The 25225-nt window shown below is 67.9% G+C and carries 27 protein-coding genes and 1 tRNA gene; 10 read left to right on the plus strand and 18 right to left on the minus strand.

The genetic code is table 11. The features are described 5' to 3' along the window. Positions 1 to 197 precede the first annotated feature (197 nt). From thrB to argS, 5 genes are read right to left on the minus strand one after another with little or no spacing between them, the layout of a single operon-like run. On the minus strand, positions 198 to 1127 hold the full coding sequence (thrB, locus tag VXD91_RS27935; protein ID WP_318986533.1) for a homoserine kinase: 930 nt from the start codon (positions 1125 to 1127) through the stop codon (positions 198 to 200). A 4-nt stretch (positions 1128 to 1131) separates the two neighbouring features. Beyond that, positions 1132 to 2199 carry a threonine synthase gene (thrC, locus tag VXD91_RS27940; protein WP_346416893.1) on the minus strand — a complete coding sequence of 356 codons (1068 nt, stop codon included), beginning with the start codon at positions 2197 to 2199 and terminating at the stop codon, positions 1132 to 1134. Next, positions 2199 to 3518 carry a homoserine dehydrogenase gene (locus VXD91_RS27945; protein ID WP_212812509.1) on the minus strand — a complete coding sequence of 440 codons (1320 nt, stop codon included), beginning with the start codon at positions 3516 to 3518 and terminating at the stop codon, positions 2199 to 2201. Before VXD91_RS27945 ends, thrC begins: the two co-directional genes overlap by 1 nt. Further along, entirely contained in the window at positions 3515 to 4885 is a 1371-nt protein-coding gene (gene lysA / locus VXD91_RS27950) for a diaminopimelate decarboxylase (protein WP_346416967.1), read from the minus strand. Before lysA ends, VXD91_RS27945 begins: the two co-directional genes overlap by 4 nt. Positions 4886 to 4908: 23 nt before the next feature. Next, complete coding sequence (argS, locus tag VXD91_RS27955; protein ID WP_212812511.1) at positions 4909 to 6561, minus strand: arginine--tRNA ligase; 1653 nt, start codon at positions 6559 to 6561, stop codon at positions 4909 to 4911. A gap of 146 nt (positions 6562 to 6707) precedes the next feature. Between argS and VXD91_RS27960 the strand changes: the two genes are divergently transcribed. Beyond that, a tRNA-Arg gene (locus VXD91_RS27960) sits at positions 6708 to 6780 on the plus strand. Between the two features lie 71 nt (positions 6781 to 6851). On the opposite strand, the gene VXD91_RS27965 is transcribed toward VXD91_RS27960, so the two are convergent. Further along, positions 6852 to 7493, minus strand: coding sequence for a DUF1942 domain-containing protein (locus VXD91_RS27965; protein WP_346416894.1), 642 nt, complete (start codon positions 7491 to 7493; stop codon positions 6852 to 6854). Between the two features lie 180 nt (positions 7494 to 7673). Here VXD91_RS27965 and VXD91_RS27970 point away from each other — a divergent pair, with 180 nt between their 5' ends. Then, positions 7674 to 8165 (plus strand): hypothetical protein, encoded by a 492-nt coding sequence (locus VXD91_RS27970; protein WP_346416895.1) that lies wholly within the window; start codon positions 7674 to 7676, stop codon positions 8163 to 8165. On the opposite strand, the gene VXD91_RS27975 is transcribed toward VXD91_RS27970, so the two are convergent. Next, positions 8105 to 9352 (minus strand): amidohydrolase, encoded by a 1248-nt coding sequence (locus VXD91_RS27975; RefSeq protein ID WP_346416896.1) that lies wholly within the window; start codon positions 9350 to 9352, stop codon positions 8105 to 8107. The two genes, VXD91_RS27970 and VXD91_RS27975, sit on opposite strands and share 61 nt — an antisense overlap. Next, a complete protein-coding gene (locus VXD91_RS27980) occupies positions 9349 to 10245 on the minus strand; it encodes an LLM class flavin-dependent oxidoreductase (RefSeq protein WP_212812532.1) in 897 nt (298 codons plus the stop codon). The genes VXD91_RS27975 and VXD91_RS27980 overlap by 4 nt, the downstream gene beginning before the upstream one ends. A gap of 185 nt (positions 10246 to 10430) precedes the next feature. Here VXD91_RS27980 and VXD91_RS27985 point away from each other — a divergent pair, with 185 nt between their 5' ends. Genes VXD91_RS27985 through VXD91_RS27995 form a run of 3 tightly spaced genes read left to right on the plus strand, consistent with a single transcriptional unit; the run spans position 10431 to position 13278 of the window. Beyond that, positions 10431 to 11744 carry a sensor histidine kinase gene (locus tag VXD91_RS27985; protein WP_212812533.1) on the plus strand — a complete coding sequence of 438 codons (1314 nt, stop codon included), beginning with the start codon at positions 10431 to 10433 and terminating at the stop codon, positions 11742 to 11744. After that, the gene (locus VXD91_RS27990; RefSeq protein WP_212812534.1) at positions 11732 to 12376 is read left to right on the plus strand and encodes a response regulator transcription factor; all 645 of its coding nucleotides are present in this window, start codon (positions 11732 to 11734) and stop codon (positions 12374 to 12376) included. The genes VXD91_RS27985 and VXD91_RS27990 overlap by 13 nt, the downstream gene beginning before the upstream one ends. A gap of 20 nt (positions 12377 to 12396) precedes the next feature. Continuing rightward, a complete protein-coding gene (locus tag VXD91_RS27995; RefSeq protein WP_346416897.1) occupies positions 12397 to 13278 on the plus strand; it encodes a DUF4097 family beta strand repeat-containing protein in 882 nt (293 codons plus the stop codon). Here the strand turns inward: VXD91_RS27995 and VXD91_RS28000 are convergent. Both VXD91_RS28000 and VXD91_RS28005 read right to left on the minus strand, forming a co-directional pair. Continuing rightward, on the minus strand, positions 13265 to 13762 hold the full coding sequence (locus VXD91_RS28000; RefSeq protein ID WP_212812536.1) for a DUF4232 domain-containing protein: 498 nt from the start codon (positions 13760 to 13762) through the stop codon (positions 13265 to 13267). The two genes, VXD91_RS27995 and VXD91_RS28000, sit on opposite strands and share 14 nt — an antisense overlap. Positions 13763 to 13782: 20 nt before the next feature. Then, positions 13783 to 14796 carry a nitronate monooxygenase gene (locus VXD91_RS28005; RefSeq protein ID WP_346416898.1) on the minus strand — a complete coding sequence of 338 codons (1014 nt, stop codon included), beginning with the start codon at positions 14794 to 14796 and terminating at the stop codon, positions 13783 to 13785. A 75-nt stretch (positions 14797 to 14871) separates the two neighbouring features. Here VXD91_RS28005 and VXD91_RS28010 point away from each other — a divergent pair, with 75 nt between their 5' ends. After that, on the plus strand, positions 14872 to 15261 hold the full coding sequence (locus VXD91_RS28010) for a VOC family protein (protein WP_346416899.1): 390 nt from the start codon (positions 14872 to 14874) through the stop codon (positions 15259 to 15261). On the opposite strand, the gene VXD91_RS28015 is transcribed toward VXD91_RS28010, so the two are convergent. Together VXD91_RS28015 and VXD91_RS28020 are read right to left on the minus strand one after the other, a co-directional pair. Further along, positions 15233 to 15889 carry a maleylpyruvate isomerase family mycothiol-dependent enzyme gene (locus VXD91_RS28015; protein WP_346416900.1) on the minus strand — a complete coding sequence of 219 codons (657 nt, stop codon included), beginning with the start codon at positions 15887 to 15889 and terminating at the stop codon, positions 15233 to 15235. The two genes, VXD91_RS28010 and VXD91_RS28015, sit on opposite strands and share 29 nt — an antisense overlap. After that, on the minus strand, positions 15889 to 16779 hold the full coding sequence (locus VXD91_RS28020) for an alpha/beta fold hydrolase (RefSeq protein WP_346416901.1): 891 nt from the start codon (positions 16777 to 16779) through the stop codon (positions 15889 to 15891). The genes VXD91_RS28015 and VXD91_RS28020 overlap by 1 nt, the downstream gene beginning before the upstream one ends. 77 nt (positions 16780 to 16856) lie before the next feature. Here VXD91_RS28020 and VXD91_RS28025 point away from each other — a divergent pair, with 77 nt between their 5' ends. Continuing rightward, on the plus strand, positions 16857 to 17477 hold the full coding sequence (locus VXD91_RS28025; protein ID WP_346416902.1) for a TetR/AcrR family transcriptional regulator C-terminal domain-containing protein: 621 nt from the start codon (positions 16857 to 16859) through the stop codon (positions 17475 to 17477). A 108-nt stretch (positions 17478 to 17585) separates the two neighbouring features. Here VXD91_RS28025 and VXD91_RS28030 read toward each other — a convergent pair whose 3' ends face one another. Continuing rightward, on the minus strand, positions 17586 to 18056 hold the full coding sequence (locus tag VXD91_RS28030; RefSeq protein ID WP_212812542.1) for an RrF2 family transcriptional regulator: 471 nt from the start codon (positions 18054 to 18056) through the stop codon (positions 17586 to 17588). Positions 18057 to 18083: 27 nt separating this feature from the next. Continuing rightward, a complete protein-coding gene (locus tag VXD91_RS28035; RefSeq protein WP_346416903.1) occupies positions 18084 to 18680 on the minus strand; it encodes a cysteine hydrolase family protein in 597 nt (198 codons plus the stop codon). Between the two features lie 42 nt (positions 18681 to 18722). Between VXD91_RS28035 and VXD91_RS28040 the strand changes: the two genes are divergently transcribed. Further along, a complete protein-coding gene (locus VXD91_RS28040; RefSeq protein ID WP_346416904.1) occupies positions 18723 to 19223 on the plus strand; it encodes a hypothetical protein in 501 nt (166 codons plus the stop codon). Positions 19224 to 19261: 38 nt separating this feature from the next. Here VXD91_RS28040 and VXD91_RS28045 read toward each other — a convergent pair whose 3' ends face one another. Both VXD91_RS28045 and VXD91_RS28050 read right to left on the minus strand, forming a co-directional pair. Next, positions 19262 to 19540, minus strand: a complete 279-nt coding sequence (locus tag VXD91_RS28045) for a hypothetical protein (RefSeq protein WP_346416905.1) — start codon at positions 19538 to 19540, stop codon at positions 19262 to 19264. A gap of 45 nt (positions 19541 to 19585) precedes the next feature. After that, positions 19586 to 20200 (minus strand): TetR/AcrR family transcriptional regulator, encoded by a 615-nt coding sequence (locus tag VXD91_RS28050; RefSeq protein ID WP_346416906.1) that lies wholly within the window; start codon positions 20198 to 20200, stop codon positions 19586 to 19588. A 109-nt stretch (positions 20201 to 20309) separates the two neighbouring features. On the opposite strand from VXD91_RS28050, the gene VXD91_RS28055 reads away from it, so the two are divergent. After that, entirely contained in the window at positions 20310 to 21236 is a 927-nt protein-coding gene (locus tag VXD91_RS28055; protein ID WP_346416907.1) for a metal-dependent hydrolase, read from the plus strand. After that, the gene (locus VXD91_RS28060; protein WP_346416908.1) at positions 21229 to 22383 is read left to right on the plus strand and encodes a hypothetical protein; all 1155 of its coding nucleotides are present in this window, start codon (positions 21229 to 21231) and stop codon (positions 22381 to 22383) included. The genes VXD91_RS28055 and VXD91_RS28060 overlap by 8 nt, the downstream gene beginning before the upstream one ends. 251 nt (positions 22384 to 22634) lie before the next feature. Here the strand turns inward: VXD91_RS28060 and VXD91_RS28065 are convergent, their stop codons facing one another. Next, complete coding sequence (locus VXD91_RS28065; protein ID WP_346416909.1) at positions 22635 to 23381, minus strand: 3'(2'),5'-bisphosphate nucleotidase CysQ; 747 nt, start codon at positions 23379 to 23381, stop codon at positions 22635 to 22637. Then, positions 23378 to 25225 (minus strand): sulfate adenylyltransferase subunit CysN, encoded by a 1848-nt coding sequence (cysN, locus tag VXD91_RS28070; protein ID WP_346416910.1) that lies wholly within the window; start codon positions 25223 to 25225, stop codon positions 23378 to 23380. The genes VXD91_RS28065 and cysN overlap by 4 nt, the downstream gene beginning before the upstream one ends.

A 25225-nucleotide genomic window follows, 5' to 3' on the forward strand; every position in this document is an offset into this window, starting at 1 on the left:
CGGCTGAGGCACTGCAACAGCCAGGCACCAGGATTTGTCGCCGTGCGGCGAACCATCAGTCCACGAGTTGAACATCAAAGAGAAGAGTGGTCGTCCTACCGTAGGCGCAGGTACTAGAGCCTGCGATTGCTGGACGCTGCGAGAATATCTCTCATCCGACAATGAAGCAAGAATTGCCACTCGGCGTGTGCTCTCCGCTAAACGCCGGCACCGACGGTCCAGCGAACCCCTTGGCCCACCGCCATCTTCTCGACGGCGAAACCGTTGGCCGCACCGAATTCGAGGACTTCGGCCGGTAGTTCGGGCTCGGTGCTGAATGCGATAACCGCAGGTCCAGCACCAGAAAGCACTGCTGCCACCCCAGAACGCCGGAGCATCGCCAGATATTCCGCCGAGGCCGGCATCGCCGCCGCGCGCTGCGGCTGGTGCATCACGTCTTCGGTGGCCGCCATCAGCAAATCCGGACGCTGCGTGAGCGCCACCACCAGGAGCGCGGCCCGGCTGACGTTGAACGTGGCGTCCTTGTGCGCGATCTGCTCGGGAAGCACCGCGCGGGTCTCGGCGGTCGACGACCGCACCTGCGGAATCGCCGGGAACAGGTGGATGTCGGGATGCAGCGTCAGCGGCGCGGCCGCGTACACCGGGCCGGGCTCGGTCCAGGACACCACCGCACCGCCCAGCACGGCGGCCGAGGCGTTGTCCGGATGCCCCTCGAACTCCGACGACAGCTGGACCAGCTGATCGAGCGTCAGCGGCTGCGAACCAGATTGGGCGATAAGGCCATTGGCCACCGCCAAACCGCCCACTACTGCGGCGGCCGATGAGCCGAGGCCGCGTGAATGCGGAATGACGTTGCGGCACTTGATGTTCAGACCGGAAACCGAAACGCCGCCGGCGGCCAGGCCACGCCGGATCGCCCGCACGACCAGATGGGACTCGTCGTCCGGAACCTGCCCGGCCCCCTCCCCCGTCACCTCGATGACGAGGCCGGATTCGGTTGTCTCAGCCTGAATTTCGTCGTACAGGCTCAACGCCAGTCCCAGGCTGTCGAAGCCGGGGCCGAGATTGGCGCTCGAGGCGGGGACGACGGCGGTGGCGAGCAGGCCGGCGGGCAGGTTTTCGGTCACTGCGTCAGACCAGTCCGAGCTGTTCGACCACGGCGGTCGGATCGACCGGGATGGCCTTGACCTCGGGCATACCCTTGAGGGCGTTGTCGGGGTCCTTGAGGCCGTTGCCGGTGACGGTGCAGACCACGGTCGAGCCGGGCTTGACCCAGCCGTCCTCGATGGACTTGAGCAGACCGGCGATGCTGGCGGCCGAGGCCGGCTCGACGAACACGCCTTCGGCCTTGGCGACGAGGTGGTACGCGGCCAGGATCTCTTCGTCGGTGGCAGCGAGGAAGCGACCGTCCGACTGCTCCCGTGCCGCAACGGCGCCGTCCCACGAAGCCGGCGAACCGATCCGGATCGCGGTGGCGATGGTCTCGGGGTTCTTGACGGGCTCGCCGAGCACCAGCGGCGCCGCACCGGCGGCCTGCGTGCCGAGCATGCGGGGCAGCCGGTCGGACACGCCGTCGCGGTGGTACTCGCTGTAGCCGCGCCAGTAGGCGGTGATGTTGCCGGCGTTGCCGACGGGCAGCGAGTGCACGTCAGGGGCGGTGCCGAGGGCGTCGACGATCTCGAACGCGGCGGTCTTCTGCCCCTCGATGCGGACCGGGTTGACGGAGTTGACCAGGGCGATGGTCGGGTAGTCGGCGGTCAGCTTGCGGGCCAGCTCCAGACAGTCGTCGAAGTTGCCGTCCACCTGAATGATCTTGGCGCCGTGCATGACTGCCTGCGCCAGCTTGCCCATCGCGATCTTGCCCTGCGGGATCAGCACCGCGCAGGTGATACCGGCACGCGCCGCGTAGGCGGCCGCCGACGCCGAGGTGTTGCCGGTGGACGCGCACAGCACGGCCTTCTGGCCACGGGCGACGGCGTCGCTCACGGCCATGGTCATGCCACGGTCCTTGAACGAACCGGTCGGGTTCAGCCCCTCGACCTTCAAATGCACTGTGCAGCCGGTCTGCTCGCTCAGCCGCTTGGCGTGGATGAGCGGGGTGCCACCCTCGAGCAGGGTGACCGGCGTCCAGTTCTCGGTGCCGGGCAGACGATCCCGGTAGGCCTCGATCAGCCCGGGCCACGGCTTGTGCACGCTCATTACTTACTGGTTCCTTCCATGCGCAGCACACTGTTGATGCTCTGCACTGCTTCGTGATCGGCAAGGGCCGCAACGGTTTCCGACAGCGCTTCATCGGTGGCCCGGTGGGTGACGACGACGATGCGGGCGCCGCTGCGCTGACCCGACTCGTCCTCCATGCCCTCCTGGCGGACCTCGGCGATGCTGACCTCACGCTTGCCGAATTCGGCTGCGACAGAAGACAACACACCGGGCTTGTCCGCCACGTTCATGCTGACGTAGTAGCGGGTCTCGATGGCGCCGATCGAGGCGATCGGCAGCTTGGCGTATTTCGACTCCCGCGGACCACGGCCACCCTGCACGCGGTTGCGCGCGGCCATGACGACGTCACCCATGACGGCCGACGCCGTCGGCGCCCCACCGGCGCCGCGGCCGTAGAACATCAGCTCGCCGGCGGCCTCGGCCTCCACGAAGACCGCGTTGAACGCGCCGTTGACCGAGGCCAGCGGGTGATCCAGCGGCACCAGTGCCGGGTAGACACGGGCCGAAACCCGTTGCTTGCCTTTACCGGTGGTCAGCCGCTCGCAGATGGCGAGCAACTTGATGGTGCAGCCCAGCGCCTTGGCGGACTCGAAGTCGGCGGCACTGACCTTCGTCATGCCCTCGCGGTAGACGTCGTCGGCGGTGACCCGGGTGTGGAACGCGATGGACGCCAAGATGGCGGCCTTGGCGGCGGCGTCGTAGCCCTCGACGTCGGCGGTGGGGTCGGCCTCGGCGTAGCCCAGCACGCCGGCTTCGGCGAGCGCGTCGGCGTAGTCGGCGCCGGTCTCGCTCATCGCCGACAGGATGTAGTTGGTGGTCCCGTTGACGATGCCCGCGACCCGCAGCACGACGTCACCCGCCAGTGACTGGGTCAGCGGCCGGATCACCGGGATCGCACCGGCCACGGCCGCCTCGAAATACAGGTCCACGCGCGCCTTTTCGGCGGCCTGGGCGAGTTCGCCGGTGGACTGCGCCATCAGCGCCTTGTTGGCGGTGACCACCGACTTGCCCTGCTCCAGCGCGGCCATGATGGCCTTGCGGGCCGGCTCGACGGGGCCCATCAGCTCGATGACGATGTCGACGTCGTCACGCGAGACCAGGGCCTCGATGTCGTCGGTGAGCATGTCGACGGGCACGCCGCGGCCCTTGGCGACCTTGCGGACACCGACGCCGCGCAGTTCCAGGGGCGCACCGATGCGAGCGGCCAAGTCGTCAGCGCTGTTCTCGATGATCCGGACCACCTCGGTCCCGACGTTCCCGAGTCCGAGAACTGCTACGCCGATTGGCTTTTCACTCATTGACCACTCACCTCCAGGCTCAACAGGTCTTCGACGGTCTCCCGACGCAAGATCAGGCGTGCGTTGCCGTCCTTCACCGCGACGACGGCGGGACGGGTCAGCAGGTTGTACCGGCTCGACATCGAATAGCAGTAGGCGCCGGTGGCGGCGACCGCGATCAGGTCGCCAGGACCCACGTCACTGGCCACCCAGGTGTCCCGGACGATGATGTCGCCGGTCTCGCAGTGCTTTCCGACGATCCGGGCCAGCGTCGCGGGGGCGTCGCTGGCGCGCGACACCAGCCGGGCGTCGTACTGGGCGTCGTACAGCGACGGCCGGATGTTGTCGCTCATGCCGCCGTCGACGCTGACGTAACGCCGGTACTTGTCGGCCGAAACGGCAACGTCTTTCACGGTGCCGACCTCGTACAGCGTGATGGTGCCGGGGCCCGCGATGGCGCGGCCGGGTTCCACGACGAGCTTGGGCGTGGGCAGGCCGACGGCCTCGGACTCAGCCTTGACGATGGCCTTGAGCTTGTCGGCCAGTTCCTTCATCGGTGGCGGGTCGTCGCTGGGCAGGTACGAGATGCCCAGTCCCCCACCGAGATCCATGACGGACATCTGCGCCGTCTTCTCGACACCGAATTCGGCGACGACGTCGCGCAGCAGGCCGATGACGCGGTGGGCGGCGATCTCGAACCCGGCGACGTCGAAGATCTGCGAGCCGACGTGGCAGTGCAGACCGACCAGCCGCAGGTTGTCGGTGGCGAAGACCTTGCGCACCGCGTCCATCGCCGCGCCGCTCGCCAGCGAGAGACCGAACTTCTGGTCCTCGTGGGCGGTGGAGATGAACTCGTGGGTGTGCGCCTCGACGCCCGGGGTTACACGGACCAGGACGTCCTGCACCACACCGGCCGCGCCGGCGATGGCCTCCAGGCGTTCGATCTCGATCTCGGAGTCCAGCACGATGTGCCCGACGCCCGCCGCGACCGCGGCGCTCAGTTCAGAGACCGATTTGTTGTTGCCGTGCACCGTGATTCGCTCGGCCGGGAAGTCGGCGTGCAGGGCCACGGCCAATTCGCCGCCGGTGGCGACGTCGAGGCACAGGCCCTCCTGCGCGACCCAGCGCGCAATCTCGGCGCACAGGAAGGCTTTTCCGGCGTAGTGCACGTGCTCGCCGCCACCGAAGGCGTCGGCGATCTCGCGGCACCGCGAGCGGAAGTCGTCCTCGTCGATGACGAACAGCGGCGTGCCGAACTGCTCGGCCAGTGCACTGACCGTCACACCGGCGATGCTGACCTGACCGTCGGTACCCCGAACCAGGTTGCGCGGCCAGACATTCGGCGCCAGCAGGTTGACCTCGTCGGGGGTCTGCGGCTTCTCCGGCACCACGTTGCCGGTCGGTTGCCCGCTCACATCCGCTCCGGAGCGCTCACGCCGAGGATCTGCAGACCGTTGGCGATGACCTGGCGGGTGGCCGCGCACAGCGCCAGGCGCGCCCGGTGCAGGTCGCTGTGCTCTTCGTCGCCCATCGGGAGCACGCGGCAGGAGTCGTAGAACCGGTGGTAGTCACCGGCCAGGTCTTCCAGGTAGCGGCACACACGGTGCGGTTCCCGGAGGGCCGCAGCGGTTTTGAGGACCCGCGGGAACTCGCCGATGGTGCGCATCAGCGTGGCTTCGCGATCGTGGCTGAGCAGGTCGAGGTGACCGAGGTCGGACTGCAGGCCGAGGTCGGCCGCGTTGCGCGCCAGGGCCGACAGCCGCGCGTGCGCGTATTGCACGTAGTAGACCGGGTTTTCGTTGGACGCGCTGGCCCACAACCCCAGGTCGATGTCGATGGGGCTGTTCACCGACGACCGGATCAGTACGTAGCGCGCCGCGTCCACGCCGATGGCGTCGACCAGGTCCTCGAGGGTGATCACGGTGCCGGCGCGCTTGCTCATGCGCATCGGCTGGCCGTCCTTGAGCAGGTTGACCATCTGGCCGATCAGCACCTCGACGGTGGCCGGGTCCTCGCCGAGCGCGGCGGCGACGGCCTTGAGACGGCCGATGTAGCCGTGGTGGTCGGCGCCGAGCATGTAGATGCACAGGTCGAAACCGCGCTGGCGCTTGTCCAGGTAGTACGCGATGTCACCGGCGACGTATGCCGGGTTGCCGTCGCTCTTGATGACGACGCGGTCCTTGTCGTCACCGAAGTCGGTGGTGCGCAACCAGATTGCGCCGTCCTGCTCGTAGATCGAGCCGTTGTCACGCAGCTTGTCGATGGCCTGTTGCACCCGGCCCGAGGTGTGCATCGAGTCTTCGTGGGTGTAGACGTCGAAGTCGGTGCCGAAGTCGTGCAGCGACTGCTTGATCTGGCCGAACATCAGGTCCACGCCGAGCTCGCGGAAGACTTCCTGACACTCGTCGGCGGGCAGGCTCAGCGCGTCGGGCCGCTTGGCCACGACGTCGGCGGCGATGTCCTTGATGTAGTCGCCGCCGTAGCCGTCCTCCGGGGCCGGCTCGCCCTTGGCCGCCGCGACCAGCGAGCGGGCGAAGCGGTCGATCTGCCCGCCGTGGTCGTTGAAGTAGTACTCGCGGACGACGGTGGCGTCCTGCGTGGCCAGCAGGCGGCCCAACGCGTCACCGACGGCGGCCCAGCGGGTGCCGCCGATGTGGATGGGTCCGGTCGGGTTCGCCGAGACGAACTCCAGGTTGATGTGGCGGCCCTTGAGCTCCTCGGAGGTGCCGTAGCGGTCGCCGGCGCCCAACACGTTGAGAATGACGACACTCTGCGCGGACGCCTCGATGCGCAGGTTCACGAAGCCCGGACCGGCAACGGTGGCGTCGGCGATACCGTCGGCGTCGTTCAGCCGCTCTGCGAGCCATTCGGCCAGGTCACGTGGGTTGACGCCGACCTTCTTGCCCAGCTGCAGCGCCAGGTTGGTCGCGTAATCACCGTGCTCGGGGTTGCGCGGACGCTCGATGGCCACTGTTTCGGGCAGCGCGGCGATGTCCAGGTCGTGTTCGACCAGGACCACGGCGGCGGTGTTCTTGAGCAGTTCAGCCAGATCGGCGGGGGTCACGGGGGTCCATCCTATGGGCTGAGCTGCTCAGGCTTGTCATCGGTCACCTGCTGGTCGGTAGGCAGTCCGCACCGATTCGGGAGGCGGGCCACCGATGCGCTAGTCTGTGATCGCCCAACGGCGCCGCTGGCTCGCCAGCATCAAGCGCCCCCGTAGCTCAGGGGATAGAGCGTCTGCCTCCGGAGCAGAAGGCCGCAGGTTCGAATCCTGCCGGGGGCACCCAATCAAACTTTCACGTGCGGTTCCGCACGTCTTGCCGGCCCAAGCACCCCCGACCGCAATCAGAGTGCTCAGCGACGGCCGCTACCCGAGTTGTACCCCGGGGACGCCACGTCCGACTCGGAGAGCTCGAACGGCGGCGGCGCCATGACTTCAGGCGTGAACAGGTTGCCCCCGGTCGGCGTCCCCTCCGCAGGCGGTGCGCTCTCGGCGGGTGGGGTGCTGATGATCTCGCTGGTGCCGACGGGGGTGTCGGAAACATCCTCAGATGCGTCGCCCGCGGGACCGCGCGGCACCCAGACCAACAGGTCCTGCATACCGTCGTTGTAGACGACGCTGTTGGGCACGTCGCCGACGACGTCGAAGTAGAGCTTGCCGGTCGACGTCCCGCCGGGCGGTGCCGACGGCAGACCGCCACCGATCACGCGGTAGTTCGCCCCGCTCTCGGCCCGGGCGTTGAAGAACGCGGTGATCGGGTTGGCCCAGCCGCCCACCCCTTCGACGGTCACGGTCGCCGAGTAGAGCTGGCCGTTGTGCGGCACGGGGTCCGAACTCGGCTTCAGGCCCTTGACCGTGTAGCCGATCTCGTTCAGCGTCTCCTGCTGTCCGAACGGCTTGATGTTGTTGGCCGCCGAAGCAGAGCCTGCCGTCATGCCGGCCATACCGAACACGATCGCGGCGATCCCCACGGGCGCCACAAGTTTGATCTTCACCGTTACTCCCGTCCCACACCGAGGCAGTGTCCAACGCGGAGGTTACCCGCCGAACCGCTGGTCAAACGCAACTTCGCGCAGATCATTCGGACGTTCAGTGCCCGGCTGCCGGGACACCGGCATCCGCTGTGTGCCCGAGCGGGATAGGAACAAGCCGAATCTCGAGATCGGAAGGATGTCATGGGCAAGCAATTCGGGTGGGGACGCTTCTTGGCGGTGGCGCTACCGGTATCGATTCTGACGTTCATCCTCGACGTCGTCTTCCACAAGACCGCAGGACCGGCACTCTTCGGCAACAGCTACCCGGCGGCCGACTACCCGCAGCGCCCGCTCGCCGAAATCATGGACCTGTTCCCGTTTCTCGGGTTCACGTACGTCCTGCAGCTGACGATGCTGTGCTTCCTGTTCCTGCGGCTGTACCCGGGCCGTGGGCTGGGCAAGGCCGCCTGGTGGGGCATCTGGGGCGGCCTGTTCGTCGTCATCCCCAACATGCAGTTCTTCGTCGCCGTCGCCCACACCACGTGGACGATGCTCATCATCCAGATGATCGAAGCCATCGCACTGTGTGTCCTGGCGGCGTGCCTCTTCGAAATCGCCTACCGCCCAAAGGGCTACAGCCAGGATAACGCGGCGACCACGAGCGCCTCGGTGCCGGTGTCGAGCGTCGGCTGAATCACCGGGCCGAACGTCGGCGAGTGGTTCACCGGGATGTCCTGACTGATCCGGCCGGCTTCGGCGGCACGGCTGAATTCGGCGGCATCGATGCCGCCGAACATCCAATAGGTGTACGGCACGCCGAGCGCGCGCGGGATGTCGCTGAAATCCTCACTCGCGGAGGCCTGCGGGATGGCCAGCACGCGGTCGCCGAACTGTTCGACGAACGCGTCGTGCACCCGGGCGGTGGCGGCTTCGTCGTTGTCGGTGACCGGAAACTGGTCGTAGAACTCGAATTCCGGCTCCTTCGGTGAATCCGACGCCTGGCACTCGGCGATGACGATGCGCTTGATGGCCGCGATGACGGCGGTGCGCACCGCCTCGTCGTAGGTGCGCAGATTCAGTTCCAGCACGGCGTGGTCACCGATGATGTTGCTCTTGGTGCCCGAGTTGATGCTGCCGACGGTGAGTACGACGGTCTCGGTCGGCGCGACCTCGCGCGACACGATGGTCTGGAGCCGGATCACGATCATCGCGGCCAGCACAACGGGATCGATGGTGGCGTTGGGCATGGACCCGTGGCCGCCGCGGCCGTAGACCGTCACGCGGATGCTGTCGGCCGCGGCCATCACCGGCCCGCTGCGGGTGCCGACGTATCCGGCCGGAGCCGGAGCGACGTGCTGACCCAGCGCCACATCGACATTGCCGACGACGTCCGCCAGCCCGTCGGCGACCATGCCGGCGGCACCGCCGCCGACCTCTTCGGCCGGCTGGAACAACGCAATCGCGGTGCCCTGCCAGTGATCTCGCCCGTCGGCCAGCAGCGCGGCCGCACCGAGCAGGCAGGTGACGTGGGTGTCGTGGCCGCACGCGTGCATGACGGGCACGTCCTTGCCGGCGGCGTCGGCGCCGCGCACCGTGCTGGCGTAGGGCAGCCCGGTGGCCTCGGCGACGGGGAGCGCGTCCATGTCGGCGCGCATGAGGACCGCCGCACCGTCACCGTTGCGCAGAATGCCCACCACGCCGGTGCCGCCGATTCCGTCTGTCACTTCATAGCCGAGCTCGTTCAGCTTGTCCGACACCAGCTTTGCGGTGCGATGTTCCTGATGTGACAGCTCCGGGTGCTCGTGCAGGTCCCGGTACAGGTTCTCCTGCCACACCCGCACCTCGGGCAAGCCGGCCAGCACGTCCGTCGCACGACTCACAGCGCCGCCTCTCCGGTGAAGTCCTTGACCACGTCGGCCACCCGGCGCAGCTGGTCGATGTCCGAACTGGTGGGGATGAGATGCACCTCGTCGGTGCCGATGTCATCGAATTTCTGCAGCACGTCGAGCAATTCGTCCTCCGTGCCGGCCCAGCCCGTGGTGGGCGCCATCGCGTCGACGTACTCCTCGGGAATCCAGTTCATGTACCGGCGCAGGTGCCGGTGCACCTGGTTGCGCGCTTCGTCCTTCTCCCCGAGGGCGAACCAGAACGACGTGGCCAAGTGCGGCTTGGGTTTTCCCGCCTCGGCCCACGCCTCCCGGGCGACGTCGAACAGTTCGCTCTCACGCTCCACGTTGAGGTCCAGCGTGGTACCGGCCACGCCGTCCGCCCAATTGGCCGCGCTGCGTATGGTTTTCGGACCGATGGTGCCGACCAGCAATCGCGGGCCACCCGGTTGGACGGCCTCGGGTCCGACGGGCAGCACGGATTCGGTGAGCTTCTCCCCCGCCCAGACGCGCTTCATCAGCGCGACCCGCTCGGCCATGCCGCGCATGGTCTGGGTCTTCGGGTCGGCACCGACGGCGTTGTAGTCCTCGTGCCGTCCCCCGACGCCGAGGCCGACCGTCAGCCGTCCACCGCTGAGCATGTCGCCCGTGGCAAGCGCTTTCGCCAGCATCACCGGATCATGCAGTTGCGGGACGATCACCGTGGTGACGAGCCGCACGCGGTCGGTCCAGGCCGCCAGGGCGCCGAGCAGCGTCAGGGAATCGGGATTGTCGAACGCGATGCGCTCACCCCAGCACAGGGACGAGAAGGGCCCGCCGTCGATCACTCTTGCCCACGCCGTCAGCGTTGCCGCATCGAGGTTGGGCTCCATCACTGGCATCGTCATCCCGATCTGCACACAGCCGATTCTGGCATGCGCGTCCAGCGCGAGGGTTGGGGTCGACCGGCCGGACCCCGGCCATGAGCGGACCGGCAAGGCCCGGTACAGGGCGAACCAGTGGGGGTTTACCCCCAGAGATGTCGCGGGAAAACGCCGTGTCTCCGGGCTCCGCCGGTGCCTAAGTTGGAGGCATGGTCGCAACAGCTACAGACCCCGCGTCGGCCGAGCCGACACATCCGACAACGACGCCGCCGGTGCCACGCGCATCAGACCTCGGTGTCGTCCCGACGTCGTCGATGATCGTCGGCGCGTTCGCCGGCATGATCTGGTTCTGGATACCGCTGTCCCTGCTCATCCTCGCCGTCACCTCGATCCCCTCGGTGATCGGGACGGTGTTCGGCGGGGTGGTGTTCGTCTACGCCGTCCGCGCCACCGACCGGGTCGAGCGGCTGCGCAGCGAGGCGGTGTTCGGCTTCGGCATCGCCGTCCCCTACCGAAAGCTGACGCCCTACAGCGGCTTTCAAGGTTGGGCCCACCAACTCTGGCTGGACGTGAGCAGCGGCCGGTTCTGGAAGGTGTTGGCGCACAGCTACCTGCGCATGGTCTTCGACATCTTCGCGGTCGGGCTGGCCTTCTCCCTGCTGGCTTTCGCGCTGCTCGGTCCTGCCGCGGCGACCGCGATCCACAACAGCGATCCCGCTGCCGGACTGAGCTTCATCTCCCCGCCGCTGTCCTGGCTGCTGGCCATCATCGCGCTGGCCGCCGCCGCAGGCATCCTGGTGTTCGGTCCCCGGGTGGACGCCGCCGTCGACCGGTGGCTCCTGCCGGCATCGCCGACGGCGGCGCTGCAGCATGAGGTCAGCGCCCTGCACCAGGCCCGTCGCGGCGCGGTGTCGTCGGCGTCCACCGAACGGCACCGCATCGAACGCGACCTGCACGACAGTGTGCAGCCCCGGCTGGTGTCGTTGGCCATGACGATCGGGCTGGCCCAGACCAAGCTCGACTCGGACCTGCCCGAGGCCCGCAAGCTGATCGCCGAGGCACACGACGACGCCAAGGCCGCGCTCCTCGAACTGCGAAATGTGGTGCGCGGCATCGCGCCGACGATCCTGGCCGACCGCGGCCTGGACGCCGCACTGTCGGCGGTGGTGCAGCGCACCGAAACCGCCGGCGTGCCGGTGACGCTGGAACTGCAACTGCCGAAACGTTTTTCCGACGAGGTGGAGTCGTGCGCGTACTTCGTCGTCGCCGAGTCGTTGACCAACATCGCCAAGCACGCCCAGGCCACCCACGCCGTGGTCACGGTGCGCTACCACGAGCCCACCGACCAGCTCCACATCTCGGTGTTCGACGACGGTATCGGCGGGGCCCAGACGACCGGCGACGACACGACGGGCCTGCGCGGACTCGGTGAGCGGGTGCGCGCGGCGCGGGGCACCTTCGCCGTCTCGAGCCCCGAAACCGGAACGACGACCGTGACGGCGGTACTGCCATGCGCATTGTGATCGCCGAGGATTCGGCCCTGCTGCGCGCGGGTATCGAGCGCATCCTGATCGACGCCGGCCACGACGTGCTCGCTGGGGTGCCCGATGCCACCGAGCTGCTGCGGGCCGTCAACGAGCACAACCCCGACCTCGTCATCGTCGATGTCCGGATGCCGCCGACCTTCACCGACGAAGGCATCCGCGCCGCCGCGCTGCTGCGCAGCCAGAATCCCGAGTCACCGGTGCTGGTGCTGTCGCACTATGTCGAGGAACGGTACGCGGCTGACCTGATCGCCTCGGATACCAGGGGTTTCGGCTACCTGCTCAAGGACCGCGTCGCCGACGTCCCGGCATTCCTGGACGCCGTCACCACGGTGGGGACGGGTGGCACCGTCCTGGACCCGGAGGTGGTGTCCCAAATCCTGGTGCGCACCCACCGCCGCTCCACCCTGGCCGTGCTCACCCCGCGCGAGCAGGAAGTCATGCAGCTGATGGCAGAAGGCAAGACCAACTCGGCCATCGCAGGGCTGCTGCACATCTCGATCGGCTCCGCCGAGAAACACATCGCATCGATCTTCACCAAGCTGGACCTGACGCCCGACGACAGCGAGAACCGGCGGGTCCTCGCCGTCTTGCGCTATCTCGAATCCTGAAGAGAGAAAAGGACTTTCCCATGACTTCGAATCTGGATACCGCACCGCCGGCCGACACCGCCACGCCGCCCGCGCTGACCCCGGGCGGCCGGTCGGCGATGCGCTCGCTGCTGGTGGTGACCGCCCTCGTCGTGACGCTGTCGGCGGCCGCCGGGATCGGCGGATTGGCCTGGGGCATCAGCTCGGTGCGCGTCGCGGCCGAAACCGAGACCCTGCCGGCCGATTTCAGCTCCCTGACGATCGACACCGGCGATCTGCCGACTGCCATCAGGATCGCCAGCGACCGCAATGCCCATGAGCCACGGGTCCGGATGCGGCTGCTCAATACCGCAAAAGACGATCACCAGGCCCTGAAGGTCACCCGCAACGGTGGCGCTGTGAGCCTCACGGTGACCGGCACACCGTCGCCGCTGTTCGACTTCGGGCCGCCCGGGGAGATCATGGTGACGCTGCCTCCCGATGTCGCACACCGGCTTTCGGTCACCACCAAGCAGCAGGTCGGCGTGATGCTGAGTCTGACCGATCTGGATCAGCTGACCGTCCACAACACCGACGGCGCGGTGATCCTCGGTGGCAACGCCCGCCGGATCGAGATCCACACCCAGAGCGGCGATGTGCAGACGCGTGAGCCGATCGTCGTCACCGACGCGTTCATCGCCGACTCGACCGATGGCCACATCGCGGTGGACTTCAAAGAGGTCGCTCCGCGCACCGTGGAGGTCACCAACCGGGACTCCGACATCGACATCACCGTGCCGACCGGTGGGCCGTACCTGGTGCGGGCACAGGCGGGCGACCACGCGCAGGTGCGCGTGCCGCAGACCGAGGATCCGGCCCGCGCCGTCGCTCAGATCACCGCACGGACCGATGATGGCAGCATCACCGTCACTACGCGCCGGTGAACGGCCCCACCCGCAAGGTCGGGTAAGCCGTACTGGCGCAAGCGGTATCAGCATGGCCGATGATGATGGGCTCGGTGTCACCCGGCAGGTTGACCTGCAATCCGCTGACCGGCACGGCATTACAGTCGGCCGGGAAGTTGCCCGCGTTGACGATGCCGAGGTTCGCCGCGGTGGACTGGCCGGGTTCGATCACCACGACACCGATGACGGTCTCCGCATCCTGACTGGCGGCCACGCCGACCACATGGTTGTCGGAGCCGGCAATGAACGACACCGCCGGATAACCCGACATGCTGCACGGGGCGTCCCCGGAGTTCTTCAGGATCACCGGATAGAACGTCGTCCCGGCGGCACCGTCGGGCGGGCCGAGGCTCGGTGTCAGTTGCGCAGTGGCACAGCGCGGTACCTGGACGGGGTCGGCATGAGCGACCGTGATCGGCCAGGCGCAGGCCACCGCCAACGGGATCGCGACAACGGTTCGCATGCCTGCTCCTTTCCCGATGCTCACGCGAGCCCGGCCATGATGTCGGCGACCGAACCCGACCGGATTTTCCGGAATCCGGTGCCCGCCCAGACGTTTGTCCCGTCCGGGTCGCCGGCTGCCACCGCCGCCTTGCGCAGCGGGCTGGTGAGGTAATGCACCTCGGGATAGCCCAGCGGCGCCTGCTCGTCGTGTTCGTCGATGAACCGGTTGCGCAGCCCGCGGGCGTACCGTCCCGAGAAGGCTTTGGTGACAACGGTTTCGGTGAACCGTGGATCGACGAGTGCGGCGCGGTGCACCGGGCTGGAGCCAGACTCCTCGGCGAGCAGAAATGCCGTGCCGAGTTGTGCGGCCACGGCACCGGCGGCGATCACGGCGGCGACGTCGTCGCCGGTCATCAGGCCGCCCGCGGCGACGACGGGCAGTTCGGTGGTGGCGAGTACGTCGGCCAGCAGTTCGGTGAGTGGCTGCGTGGCGGGCGCGGCCAGCGGATCGTAGGTGCCGCGGTGGCCGCCGGCGCCGGGGCCCTGCACGGCGAGGGCGTCCACCCCAGTGGTTGCGGCCTGCGCGGCTTCGTCCGCGGTGGTGACCGTTGCGACGGTGGTGATACCGGCCTGCCGCAACCGCGCGCACTCGTCGGCGGTTGGCCCGCCGAAGGTGAAGGACACGACGTCGGGCCGCAGGTCGGCGACGACGTCGAGCTTGGCCGCCCAGTCGTCATCGTTGAATGTCGCATCGCCGAGCGCCGCCCCGTAGCGGGTGGCTTCGGCAGCGAGTTCGGTCGCGTACCGCTCGATCTCGCGGGGCTGTGCGGTACTGGGCTGCGAGGCAAAGAGATTCACGCCCAGCGGGCCGGTGGTCAGCGCGCGTGCGGCGGTGATGCGGTCGGCCAGCGTCTGCGCCGTCAGGTAGCCGGCTGCCACGAATCCCAGGCCACCGGCCGCCGACCCCGCAGCGGCCAGCTCGGGCGTCGATGGCCCACCGGCCATCGGCGCGACAATCACCGGAACTGCCAGCTCACGCAGGTCGAACGCCATACTTAGATCATGACAGGCAGGGGCCGCACACCGCGGCAGTGACGCGACGCTCGTGAACGGGTAGAACGGAGGAATATGGCCATCACCTTCAACCACACCATCGTCCACTCGACCGACCGCTCGGCCGCGGCCACCTTCTTCACCGAGCTCTTCGGTTTGCCTCCCGCCCAAGAAGGCGGGCCGTTCCTCGCCGTCGAACTGAACCACGGCGTCAGCTTGGATTTCGCCCAGGTCCCAGAGGGGACAAATGTCGTCCCGCAGCATTACGCGTTCCTGGTGTCCGAGGATGAGTTCACCGCGATCTACGGCCGGATTCGTGAACGCGGACTGCAATATTGGGCCGATCCGCGCGGCCAGCATCCCGGCGAGATCAATCGCAACGACGGTGGCCGGGGCGTCTACTTCCAGGATCCCAGCGGGCATTACCTGGAGATCATCACCCGGCCGTACGGCTCAGGCGGCTGAGCACCCGGTCCGCCAGTGTCACGGCGCCCGGGCCGCGTAACCGGGGCAACACCTTCGGCCGGTTGCCGAGCACCGAGATCAGCTCGGCGGCCGTGCCCTCCACCGCCGGCCCGGTGGTGCCGTGACGCCAGCCGGTGTCGACGGCGCTGAGCTGAAGACCCCGGCTGTTGCGGTATGCGGGGACGAACGGGTTGGGGAAGGCGACTTGGGTGTCCAGGACCGTGTTGAGCAGGTGGGCCGGGATGTCCGGTTCCCGGCCGACGGCGAACAGGATGTCCAGCTCGTGGGTGATGTGGTCGCCCAGCAGTAGCCGGGCCGGAAAGTATCGGCCGACGCCGGCGGGACGGGCGCTGACGGCTCGGAAATCGTCCAGCAGGCGTTCGGCGCTGCGGCCCCGTGCGCGTTCGGTGGCAGTGGCGGTGTTGGCGCGGTCGAAGTCGCGGTGCCGGATCATCTCCCCCACGAACGCGCCGACGGGATGACTGCATCCGACCACCAGATGTCCCAGCACGTCGCGGTTGCTCCACTCCACACACAGGCTCGGTGCGGCCCATTCTTGCGGCGTCAGGCCGGCAACGACGTCGGCGAATCGTTCGTCGTTGGCGCGCAACGCATCACGCGCGGACATCAGAGGTGCTCCGTCAGGAAGGCGAGCTGATCGTCGAGTACTCGCCGCACCAGCGGCGGGTGGTAGATCGCGAAATGGTCGGATGCGTAGTGCCGCGCGATCCCGCGCGGCGCTCGCTCGGCCACCGCTTGGGCGTACCGCGGATCCATCAGCGTCTCGTCATCGCAGACGCACACCAGGAGGGGCGCCTGGACCGTCGCGGCATGGCGCAGCGCCGATCTCGTGATCAGCAGCGCGGCGTCGACCGCGGTGATCCGATTGTCGAACGCGGTGCCGGCCGGCACCGTCGACCGCCACCCGTTCTCGGCTCCGGGCACCGTCACGAGCGCGTCGGTCCCGGGCTGTCCCACGATGGGCACGTAGCGACGTCCGCGCCGGAGAAGCGCACGCACCGCGTCGTGGACGATCGCCGGTGTCAGCCGCAGCGCACCCCGGATGCCGACGCTGCGGGCCGATGCCGGCCCGTGAGTGATGGGACATTGCACCACCGCGGCGGCGATGTCGGTGCGGCTGCCGGCCACCCGCACCACGTTCATGCCGCCGAGGCTCGTGCCCCACAAGCCGATGCGGTCGGCGTCGACTTGCGGGTGCCGCTGTAGGTAATCGATTGCGGCGTCGACGTCCCGGCATTGTTCAGGAATCGAAATATGTTGCCGCGGTTCGCCTTCGGAGGCCCCGTTGAACCGGTAGTCGAAGGACAAGGTGGCAATGCCCGCGGCGGCGAAATGCTGTTCGTACTGCGACAGCATCATGTCGCGGGTGGCGCCGAGACCGTGCACCAGGACGACGGCGGGATGCGGACCAGGGGTCGACGGCAACGTGAGCCACGCGGCGCAACGGTCTCCACCGCTGACGAAGTGCAACTGCTCGACCGGGATCGCTGATGTCATCTGAACTCCTCACATAAGTACGCTGTACGTATCGTCTACACTTCAACACGTACGACGTACTCGTCAAGGGGGTGCTCATGCGCGCACGGTTCACCACGGACGAAATCGCTTCCGCTGCACTGCGAATCGTCGACGAATCCGGTTTGGCGGCGCTCAGCATGCGGTCCCTGGCCGCGGCACTCGGCACGGGGCCGATGACGATGTACAACTACGTCGCCGACAAAGAGGGCCTGGAAGAACTCGTCGTCGCCGCGGTGTCCGCCGGGATCGAGGTGCCCGAACCCACCGACGACTGGGCCGCTGATGTCCATGCAACGGCGTCCGCGGTGTGGCGCGGCGTGCGGGCCCACCCGGCCGCCATCCCCCTCGTCCTGACCCGGCGAATGGCGTCGGCCACGGGGTTCGCTGCCGCCGACGCGCTCGTCGGCGCGCTCGAGCGGGCCGGCCTGTCCGACGCTGCCAGGCTGTCCGCGTTTCACGCGGTGCTGGGATTGGTGACCGGCTCGGCGCAGGCCCAGCTGGCCGGGCCGTTCTCGGGCGACGCCGCCGAGACCGCGGCCCGGATCGGATCGGCCGCCGGAGTCCGGTACCCGCACATCGCCGCACTGTCCGAGGTGGCCGCGACCGTGTCGGTCGAGGACGATTTCGACGGCGGGCTGCGGATGCTGATCGCGGGCATCGCGGCGGCGGGCAGTTAGCGGCCGCTCATCCGCCGCGAGCGCGACGAAATTGCACGCGAATTACGGTGTGTCGGCGTAAAAACACGGCCGCTCGCGGCAATGAAGGGCTAGCTGTGAACCGGGGGGCTAGCTGTGGCCGCGGCGGGCTTCCTGGGTGCGGTAGTCGCCTGCCAGCGTGCTGACGTGGTCCGGGAGCTTGCCCGTGGCCACGTCGGCGAGGCTGGTCTGTTCGAGTACCGAGCGCATGCTGGCGCGCAGGGCGCGCCACACGTCAGTGAGGGCGGCCGTCGGCCCGGAGTACGGCAGATCGCCGAGTCCGATGTCGCGGACGCTCGCCAGCGGGCCGTCGATGCAGCGCAGGACGTCGGCGATGCTGATGTCCGCGGCCGGCCGGGCCAGCTCGTAGCCACCGTCGCGGCCGCGGTGGCTGCGCACCAGACGGTCGGTGCGCAGGTTGGTCAGGATGTCGACCAGGAACTGCGCGGGAATGCCCTGCGCCTTGGCCAGATCCTCGGTCTTGACCAGCGCACCGGCGTCGGCGGCGGCCAGTTCGACCATGGCGCGGACGGCGTACTCCGCCTTGGCTGACATCCGCATCAGCCAATCATGCCATTCCGGGTCGGATTAGTCCGGAATAGCTGCGACGTTGGGCGCGACCACCGCCACCAGATCGGCCAGGCCGGCGAGGCTCGCCGCCTGCAGCGCCGCGGCCGGCACCGCCTGACCGTCGGGGCCGGCCAGGGTGCGCGTCGCCGTCGCGGCGGCCACGACCGTCGGCGCGTACCCGAGGCTGAACGCGCCACGGGCGGTGGAATTCACGCACATGTGCGTCATGAAGCCGGCTAGCACCAGGTTCGACGCGCCCAGCGCCTTGAGCCGCTCATCGAGATCGGTCTGCACGAACGAGTTGGGAAACTGCTTGACGATCACCGGCTCGTCGCCCCGCGGCGCCACCCGGTCGACGATCGCACCGGACTCGCCCACGATGTCGTACAGCGAGCCCGGCCCATCGTCGTGCTGGATGTGGATGACGGGAATGCCGGCCGTGCGGGCACGGTCGAGCAGTGCGGCGGTCTCATCGAGAGCGTCCTGCACACCCTCGAGCTCCATCACCCCTTGCGTGTAGGTGTTCTGGCAGTCGATCAGAACCAGGGCCGAGTCCGCGAGGCGGACCGGTTCGACAGGCAGGCTGGACAATTCACGCAGGGTGGGGCGAGTCATGTTGTGAGCCTAGTGGCGTGCGGCGGCGGTTAGGCTGAATTGGTGGGGCTACCGGACTGGTCGAGGCCGAAGATCCTGCTGGCGCTGCTGGCTGTCACCGTGCCGATCTTGGTTCTCATCGCCATCAACAAAGCGGACAGTTCGAGTGCACCGCCGCAGCAAGAGGCCAGCGCCGACTGCCGGCAGGTCGACCAAGCAGTGCGGCATTGGTCAGAGGCTTTGCCCGCCATTCAGTTCGGACTGACCCGCTCCGCCGATGCCGCCGCCATTGCCCGTGACTCTGCCACCGCGGCGGCCGCAGTGCGCAGTGACGCGGCCTCGATCACCGATATGACCTTGCGTGACAAGGTAACCGCACTGGCAGACAAACTCGACATGGTCAGTCGGGGCAGGCCGAGTGCCCCACCGGACTGGCGTCCCGACCAGACCTTCATGGATGGATACCACCCGATGACGACGCTCGTGCACCAGCTCAAAGTCGCGTGCCCGAACGTCGGCAACGATCCGGCGCCGGCCGGGCCGCCCACCCTGCCGACGAATTAGCTTCGGCGGGAATCGCTTTCGACGTCCCCCGCCCGAGGCTAGTTGTTGCCGTTGAGACCCGGATGCAGACCGGGTGCGACGCTCGGCGCGCCCGGCGCCGTGACAGCCGGACTGAACAGGTTGCCTCCGGTGGGGCTGATGCTCTTCTCCGTCGGCGTCGCCGATGGCGCCGGCGACGAGGTCGTCGTCGTTGTGGTGGTGGTCGACGGCGACTGCCCGCCGTTGTTGCTACAGCCCGCGGTGAGCACGCCCATGGCAAGGAGTGCGGCGCCGCCGGCCGCGGCCATCAGACGACGAGTGGACAGATGAGTACGCATACGAACACAAACTAGCCCTGACCGGCTGTTATCGCCACCGATCGATCAGCGGGCAGATTCTTGCCCCAGGATCGCCGCGCCCAGCCACCGCCGGATGAACGCCCGCAACTCGTCGGGAGTGCGCCCGTCCCCTGCCGGCGCGAGGAAGTAGGACAGCATGATGCGCAGCGTGAATTCGACCAGCTCGCGCAGCGCCGCGTCGTCGTATCCGTAACTCGCCCAGTCGACGTCGAACCGCGCGATCATCTGCATGCCGAAGTCCTGCGCCTCGGCAGACGCCATGTCACTGCTGTGCGCGCTGACGTACGGCGCCGACATCAGGATGCCCAGGTGCGGTGTCCGGGCCACGGCGTCGAGTGTGTAGAGCACGCCTTCGGTCATCGCGTCGGCGGGATCGTGAATCCCCCGCACGTGCTCGCTGAGCAGATCCAAAAAGCCTGCGACCGAGGCGATGGCGGCGGCGCGCATCAACTCGTCGGCCGTCGGGAAGTACCGGTACACCGTCTGCCGGATGACACCGAGCGATTCGGCGACGTCGGCGATCGTGATCGCGGTGCCCGTGGTGGCGAGCAGCTCGACTGCCGCGGCGACGATGCGGCGGGTCGCCTCGTCGTCATCGGCGGGCGGCTCCCCTCCCCAACCGCGACGTTTGCGTGCCATCCGCCGGACGGTACACGGCCGGCACCGCCCCGGGCATTGACGGATGTTCGCCAACACTGTAACCATACACAGGCGACATAATTTGTATGATTACTGATCGAGGTGCCCAGTGACCGATCTCCAGGTCCGCAAGATGCGGTTCGCTTTCGCGGACCACCCCGTGCCGTTCCTCTGGAACGAGACCAACCCCGCGTTCTCCGCAATGGCAAATGCCGTGTCCTTCTTGGCAATTGCGTTCGAGAAGATGATCGTCAGCACCATGGCCGAGGCCAAGCCGCTGCTGACCGACCCGGTGATCGCCGAGGAGGCCGACGCCTTCGTCCGGCAGGAGGGGCAGCATTCGATGGCCCACCGCGCCCATGCCCGCGGCCTCATCAAGGCCCACCCGGAGCTCAAGGAGACCCTCGACGAGGTGATCGCCGCGTTCGACGGCCTCGTCGCCAACAAACCGCTCAAATATCGGCTGGCCTACACCGCCGACCTCGAGGCGACGTTCACGCCGGTCTTCAAATTGATGCTCGACCACGACGACACGTTGTTCGCGCCAGGCGACGACCGCGTCGCGTCACTGTTCTTGTGGCACTTCGTCGAAGAGGTCGAGCACCGGAGCTCGGCGCTCATCATCTACAACGGCCTGGTCGACGATCCGTGGTACCGCATGCGGGTGGCGCCGTCGATCTTCAAGCACGTGATGGATTGCGTGCGGATGGCGTGCAACGGGTTCAACAAGCATCTGCCGCTGGAAGTCCGCAAGGTCGACGCGCTGTCGGCGTTCGCGCTCGAGCGCCGCAAGAACACGATCCTGAAGAAGCTGGGCCGCATCCCGGACTTCGGGCCGTTCACGAGCGCGTTCCACGACCTGCCGGTCCGCGAGCAATTGGTGGCGCTGTCAGGCATCGTCCGCAGCCAGATTCCGGGCCACAACCCGGAGCACGAGAAGCTGCCCGCACTCGCGGCCGAATGGTTCGATCGCTACGACGCCGGCTACGACGTCACCCACTGGTACACCGCCGGAAAGCAGAGCGCCCATGTCTGACCTGTGTTCCCCGACGTTCGCCGATCTCGCCGGGCGCCTTGGCTTTTCCTGCGACACGGCCGGCGGCCTGCTCGAGGTCCGCAATCCCCTGCAGCTGGAGAACTGGACCCTGCCGGTCCTGGAGTTGACGGTGATCACCGGCGCGGTGCTGACCCTGGTCTACGCGATCATCCGGCTGCGCCGCCACGGTGACGCCACCAACATCGCCCTGTGGTTCGGCGCCGTCGCCTACCTGCTGATCATCGAGCCGCCGCTGTACTTCCCCGCAGCCTTCGGCATCGCCGACCGCGTCGACACCATGTTCGCGCACAACGTGTTCACGTTGGACTTCCTGTGGGGCCGGCTGCCGCTGTACATCGTCGCGATCTACCCGATGATGGCGACCGTCGCCTTCGAAATCGTGCGCAGCCTAGGGGTTTTCCGGCGGTACGGCACCCTGGTCGGCGCCGTCTGCGTCGGGTTCGTCCACCACGCGTTCTACGAGATCTTCGACCATCTGGGCCCGCAGCTGCGGTGGTGGGAATGGTCGGTGCACAACCCGATGAACCAGCCGATGTTCGACTCCGTACCGCTGCCCAGCGTCGTCGTCTTCGCCGCGCTGTGGCCGATGTCGCTGGCGCTCTGTGTGCAGTTCTTCGTGGGCCGGCACGCTGATCGGGGCCGCCGCTTCACCGGTTTCGAAATCGTCTGGCGCACTGTGGTTGCCGGGGTGTTGGCTTCACTGGGTACCGCGATCCTGCCGCTGCCCGCGACCGTGATCGGCGGCGTCACCGGCAGCAGCACCGCGGGCGGTATTGCCTACGCGGCGGAACTCGTGGCGGTGTGCGCCGTGGCGGTCTGGGCGCTGGTGACGCAATGGCGCCGGCTGCGCGGCACCGTCGCCAGCCCGACCGAACCGCGCTACGTGAGCCCGCCATGGCTGATCGGCTACGCCGTCGCCTACCTGGTCGTCATGGCGGCGCTCTGGCTCAGTGCCCTGCCCGCCTACTTCGGCGCGGTCAACGGCGTTACCGCGCACGGGGATCCGATCGGCAGCCTGTGGTACACGGCGGCGTGCTTTGCGATCGCGATCGCCTGCCTCGTCGCGGTTCGCACCGTTGCACCAGCGAAAGCCAATGCGCCGCTGCCGGTTACCGCGTCGGCGTAGCTCGATAGGCCCCAAGAGAAATCCGTAGCTTCAATCACGAGGCACTCTCGACTGTCATTGTTGAAGCCAGGGACGTTTTCGGGCCGTCAACAGTCCCTGGCTTCAATAACCATCGGCACATCACCACTTCGGCTGCACTGAGGGATTTTTCCCGCTACGGAGTCTGCATGGCTGGACGCAGTCGTCCGAGATGCGCGAAATGGCTGTGGGAACATGCGTCCCCACAGCCATTTTCGTCGATGTCGCGAGAGCTACTGCGTCGCGGTGATCGCCAGCACCCGCTCGGCCAGTTCCGGCCGGCACACCACCAGGTCGGGCAGCTTCGGGTCCTCGCGGTTGTAGACCAGCGGCGAACCGTCGATCCGCGAGGTGTGCAGGCCGGCAGCGCGGGCCACCGCGACCGGCGCGGCGGAGTCCCACTCGAACTGACCACCGGCGTGGACGTAGACGTCGGCCCGGCCCTGGATCACGGCCGCGACTTTGGCTCCGGCCGAGCCCATTTCGACCAGGACTCCGTCAAGGGCGTCACGCACCGCGAGCGCGATGGCCGGCGGGCGGGTGCGGGACACCACGATGCGCGGCGGACCGTCGACCGCGAAGGGCGCGGCCACCTCGGGCGTGTGCAGCGTGGTGTTCTGCGCGGGCAGCGCCACGGCGCCGGCGACCAGCTCGCCGGATTCCCACAGCGCCACGTGCACGGCCCAGTCGTCACGGTCCAGCTCGGAGAACTCGCGGGTGCCATCGAGCGGGTCGATGATCCACACCCGGTCGGAGGTCAGGCGGGCGCTGTTGGCCCGTTCCTCCTCCGTCGCCTCCTCCGAGAGCACCGCGTCATTGGGACGCAAGCGTGCGAGCTCCGTCATCAGGAACTCGTGAGAGCGCTTGTCCCCCGCCGCTTTCCGCTCGGAAGCGTCGGCCGTGGCGAACTCGGCCCGCACGTCCAGCAGCAGGTCACCCGCGCGGGTGGCCAGCCGCTCGGCAACCTCGTGATCGGTCATCGCGGCGCCACCAGCATGTCGACGACGCGCTGCGCCTGAGCATCCAGATCACCCGGCACCAGCGCCAGGTCCGGGTTCTTCGGCCGCTGGTACGGGCTGTCGATACCGGTGAAGTGCGTGATCTCACCGGCACGCGCCTTGGCGTAGAGCCCCTTGGGATCGCGGGCCTCGCAGTCGGCCAGCGGGGTGTCCATGAACACCTCGAAGAACTCGAATCCCTGGTCCGTGTGGACCTTTCGCGCCAACTCACGGTGCTCTTCCAGCGGGCTGATCGCCGGCACCAGCACGATCTGGCCGGAGTCGGCCAGCAGCGTGGCGATGTGGGCCAGGCGGCGCAGGTTCTCCGAGCGGTCGGCCATGGAGAAGCCCAGGTCCGAGTTCAGCCCGTGGCGCAGGTTGTCGCCGTCGAGAACGTATGCGGGACGTCCCAATTCGAGCAGCTTGCGCTCCACCAGCATGGCGACCGACGACTTACCCGAGCCGGACAAGCCGGTGAACCACACCGTGCTGCCCTTCGACAACCGGTCCTCGGCCGTGACGAGGTTGGCGTGCCGCACCGCGTTCGGGCTGGCCGACCGGTTGGCCGCCGGCGTGGTGTCACGCACCATGCCCGCGGCGACGGTGCCGTTGGTGTCCGGGTCGATCAGGATGAACGAGCCCGTCACGGCGTTGCGCGAGTACTCGTCGAGCAGCAGCGGCTGCTGCGTGCGCAGCGTGACGCGGCCGAGTTCGTTGAGCTTCAACGCCGTTGCGCTCTTGTCGCGGTGCAGGGTGTTGACGTCCAGCCGGTAGTCCAGGTCCGAAACCCGGGCCCGCGTGGTGCGGGTGGTGTGCTTGATGATGTAGTCCCGGCCCGGCTCGAGGCTCGCGTCGTCGGACATCCAGCACACGGTGGCGTCGAATTCCTGCGTGGTGTGCGGCTGGTTGTGCACACGAGCGATCATGTCGCCGCGCGAGATGTCGATGTCGTCGGCCAGACTCACCGATACCGCCATGGGCGCGAAGGCCTCCTCGAGCGGCCCGGTGGGGCCGTCGATCGCGGTGATGGTGCTGGTCTTTCCCGTTGGGAGAACGACGATCTCGTCGCCGGGGCGCATGACGCCACTGGCGATGGTGCCCGCGTAGCTGCGGTGGTCGGCGTGCTCGTGGGTCTGCGGGCGGATGACGTACTGCACCGGGAAGCGGACGTCCATGAGGTTGCGGTCACCGGCGATGTACACCTCTTCGAGGTGGCTCAGCAGCGACGGACCCTCGTACCACGGCGTCTTGTCCGACTTGGTCACCACGTTGTCGCCGGCCAGCGCCGACAGCGGGATGGTGGTGACGTCCTGGATGTCCAGGCGGGCCACGAACTCGTGGAAGTCGTCGCGGATCTTCTCGAAACGCTCACGGTCCCAATCGATCAGGTCCATCTTGTTGACCGCCAGCACGATGTGCTGGATGCCGAGCAGCGAGGCCAGGAAGGCGTGCCGGCGCGACTGCTCCAGCAGCCCGTGGCGGGCGTCGACCAGCACGATGGCCAGCTGCGCCGTCGAGGTGCCGGTGACCATGTTGCGGGTGTACTGGATGTGACCCGGGGTGTCGGCGATGATGAATTTCCGCTTGGCCGTGGCGAAGTAGCGGTAGGCGACATCGATGGTGATGCCCTGTTCCCGCTCGGCGCGCAGGCCGTCGGTGACCAGTGCGAGGTCGGTGTAGCCGTGGCCGCGTTCCTTGGAGGTGCGCTCGACGGCGGCCAGCTGGTCCTCCATGACGGCCTTACTGTCATAGAGCAGCCGGCCGATCAGCGTGGACTTGCCGTCATCGACGGAGCCAGCAGTGGCGATACGAAGCAACGTTGCCAT

Origin of the sequence: Mycobacterium sp. SM3041 (assembly GCF_039668335.1) — a bacterium.
GTDB lineage: Bacteria > Actinomycetota > Actinomycetes > Mycobacteriales > Mycobacteriaceae > Mycobacterium.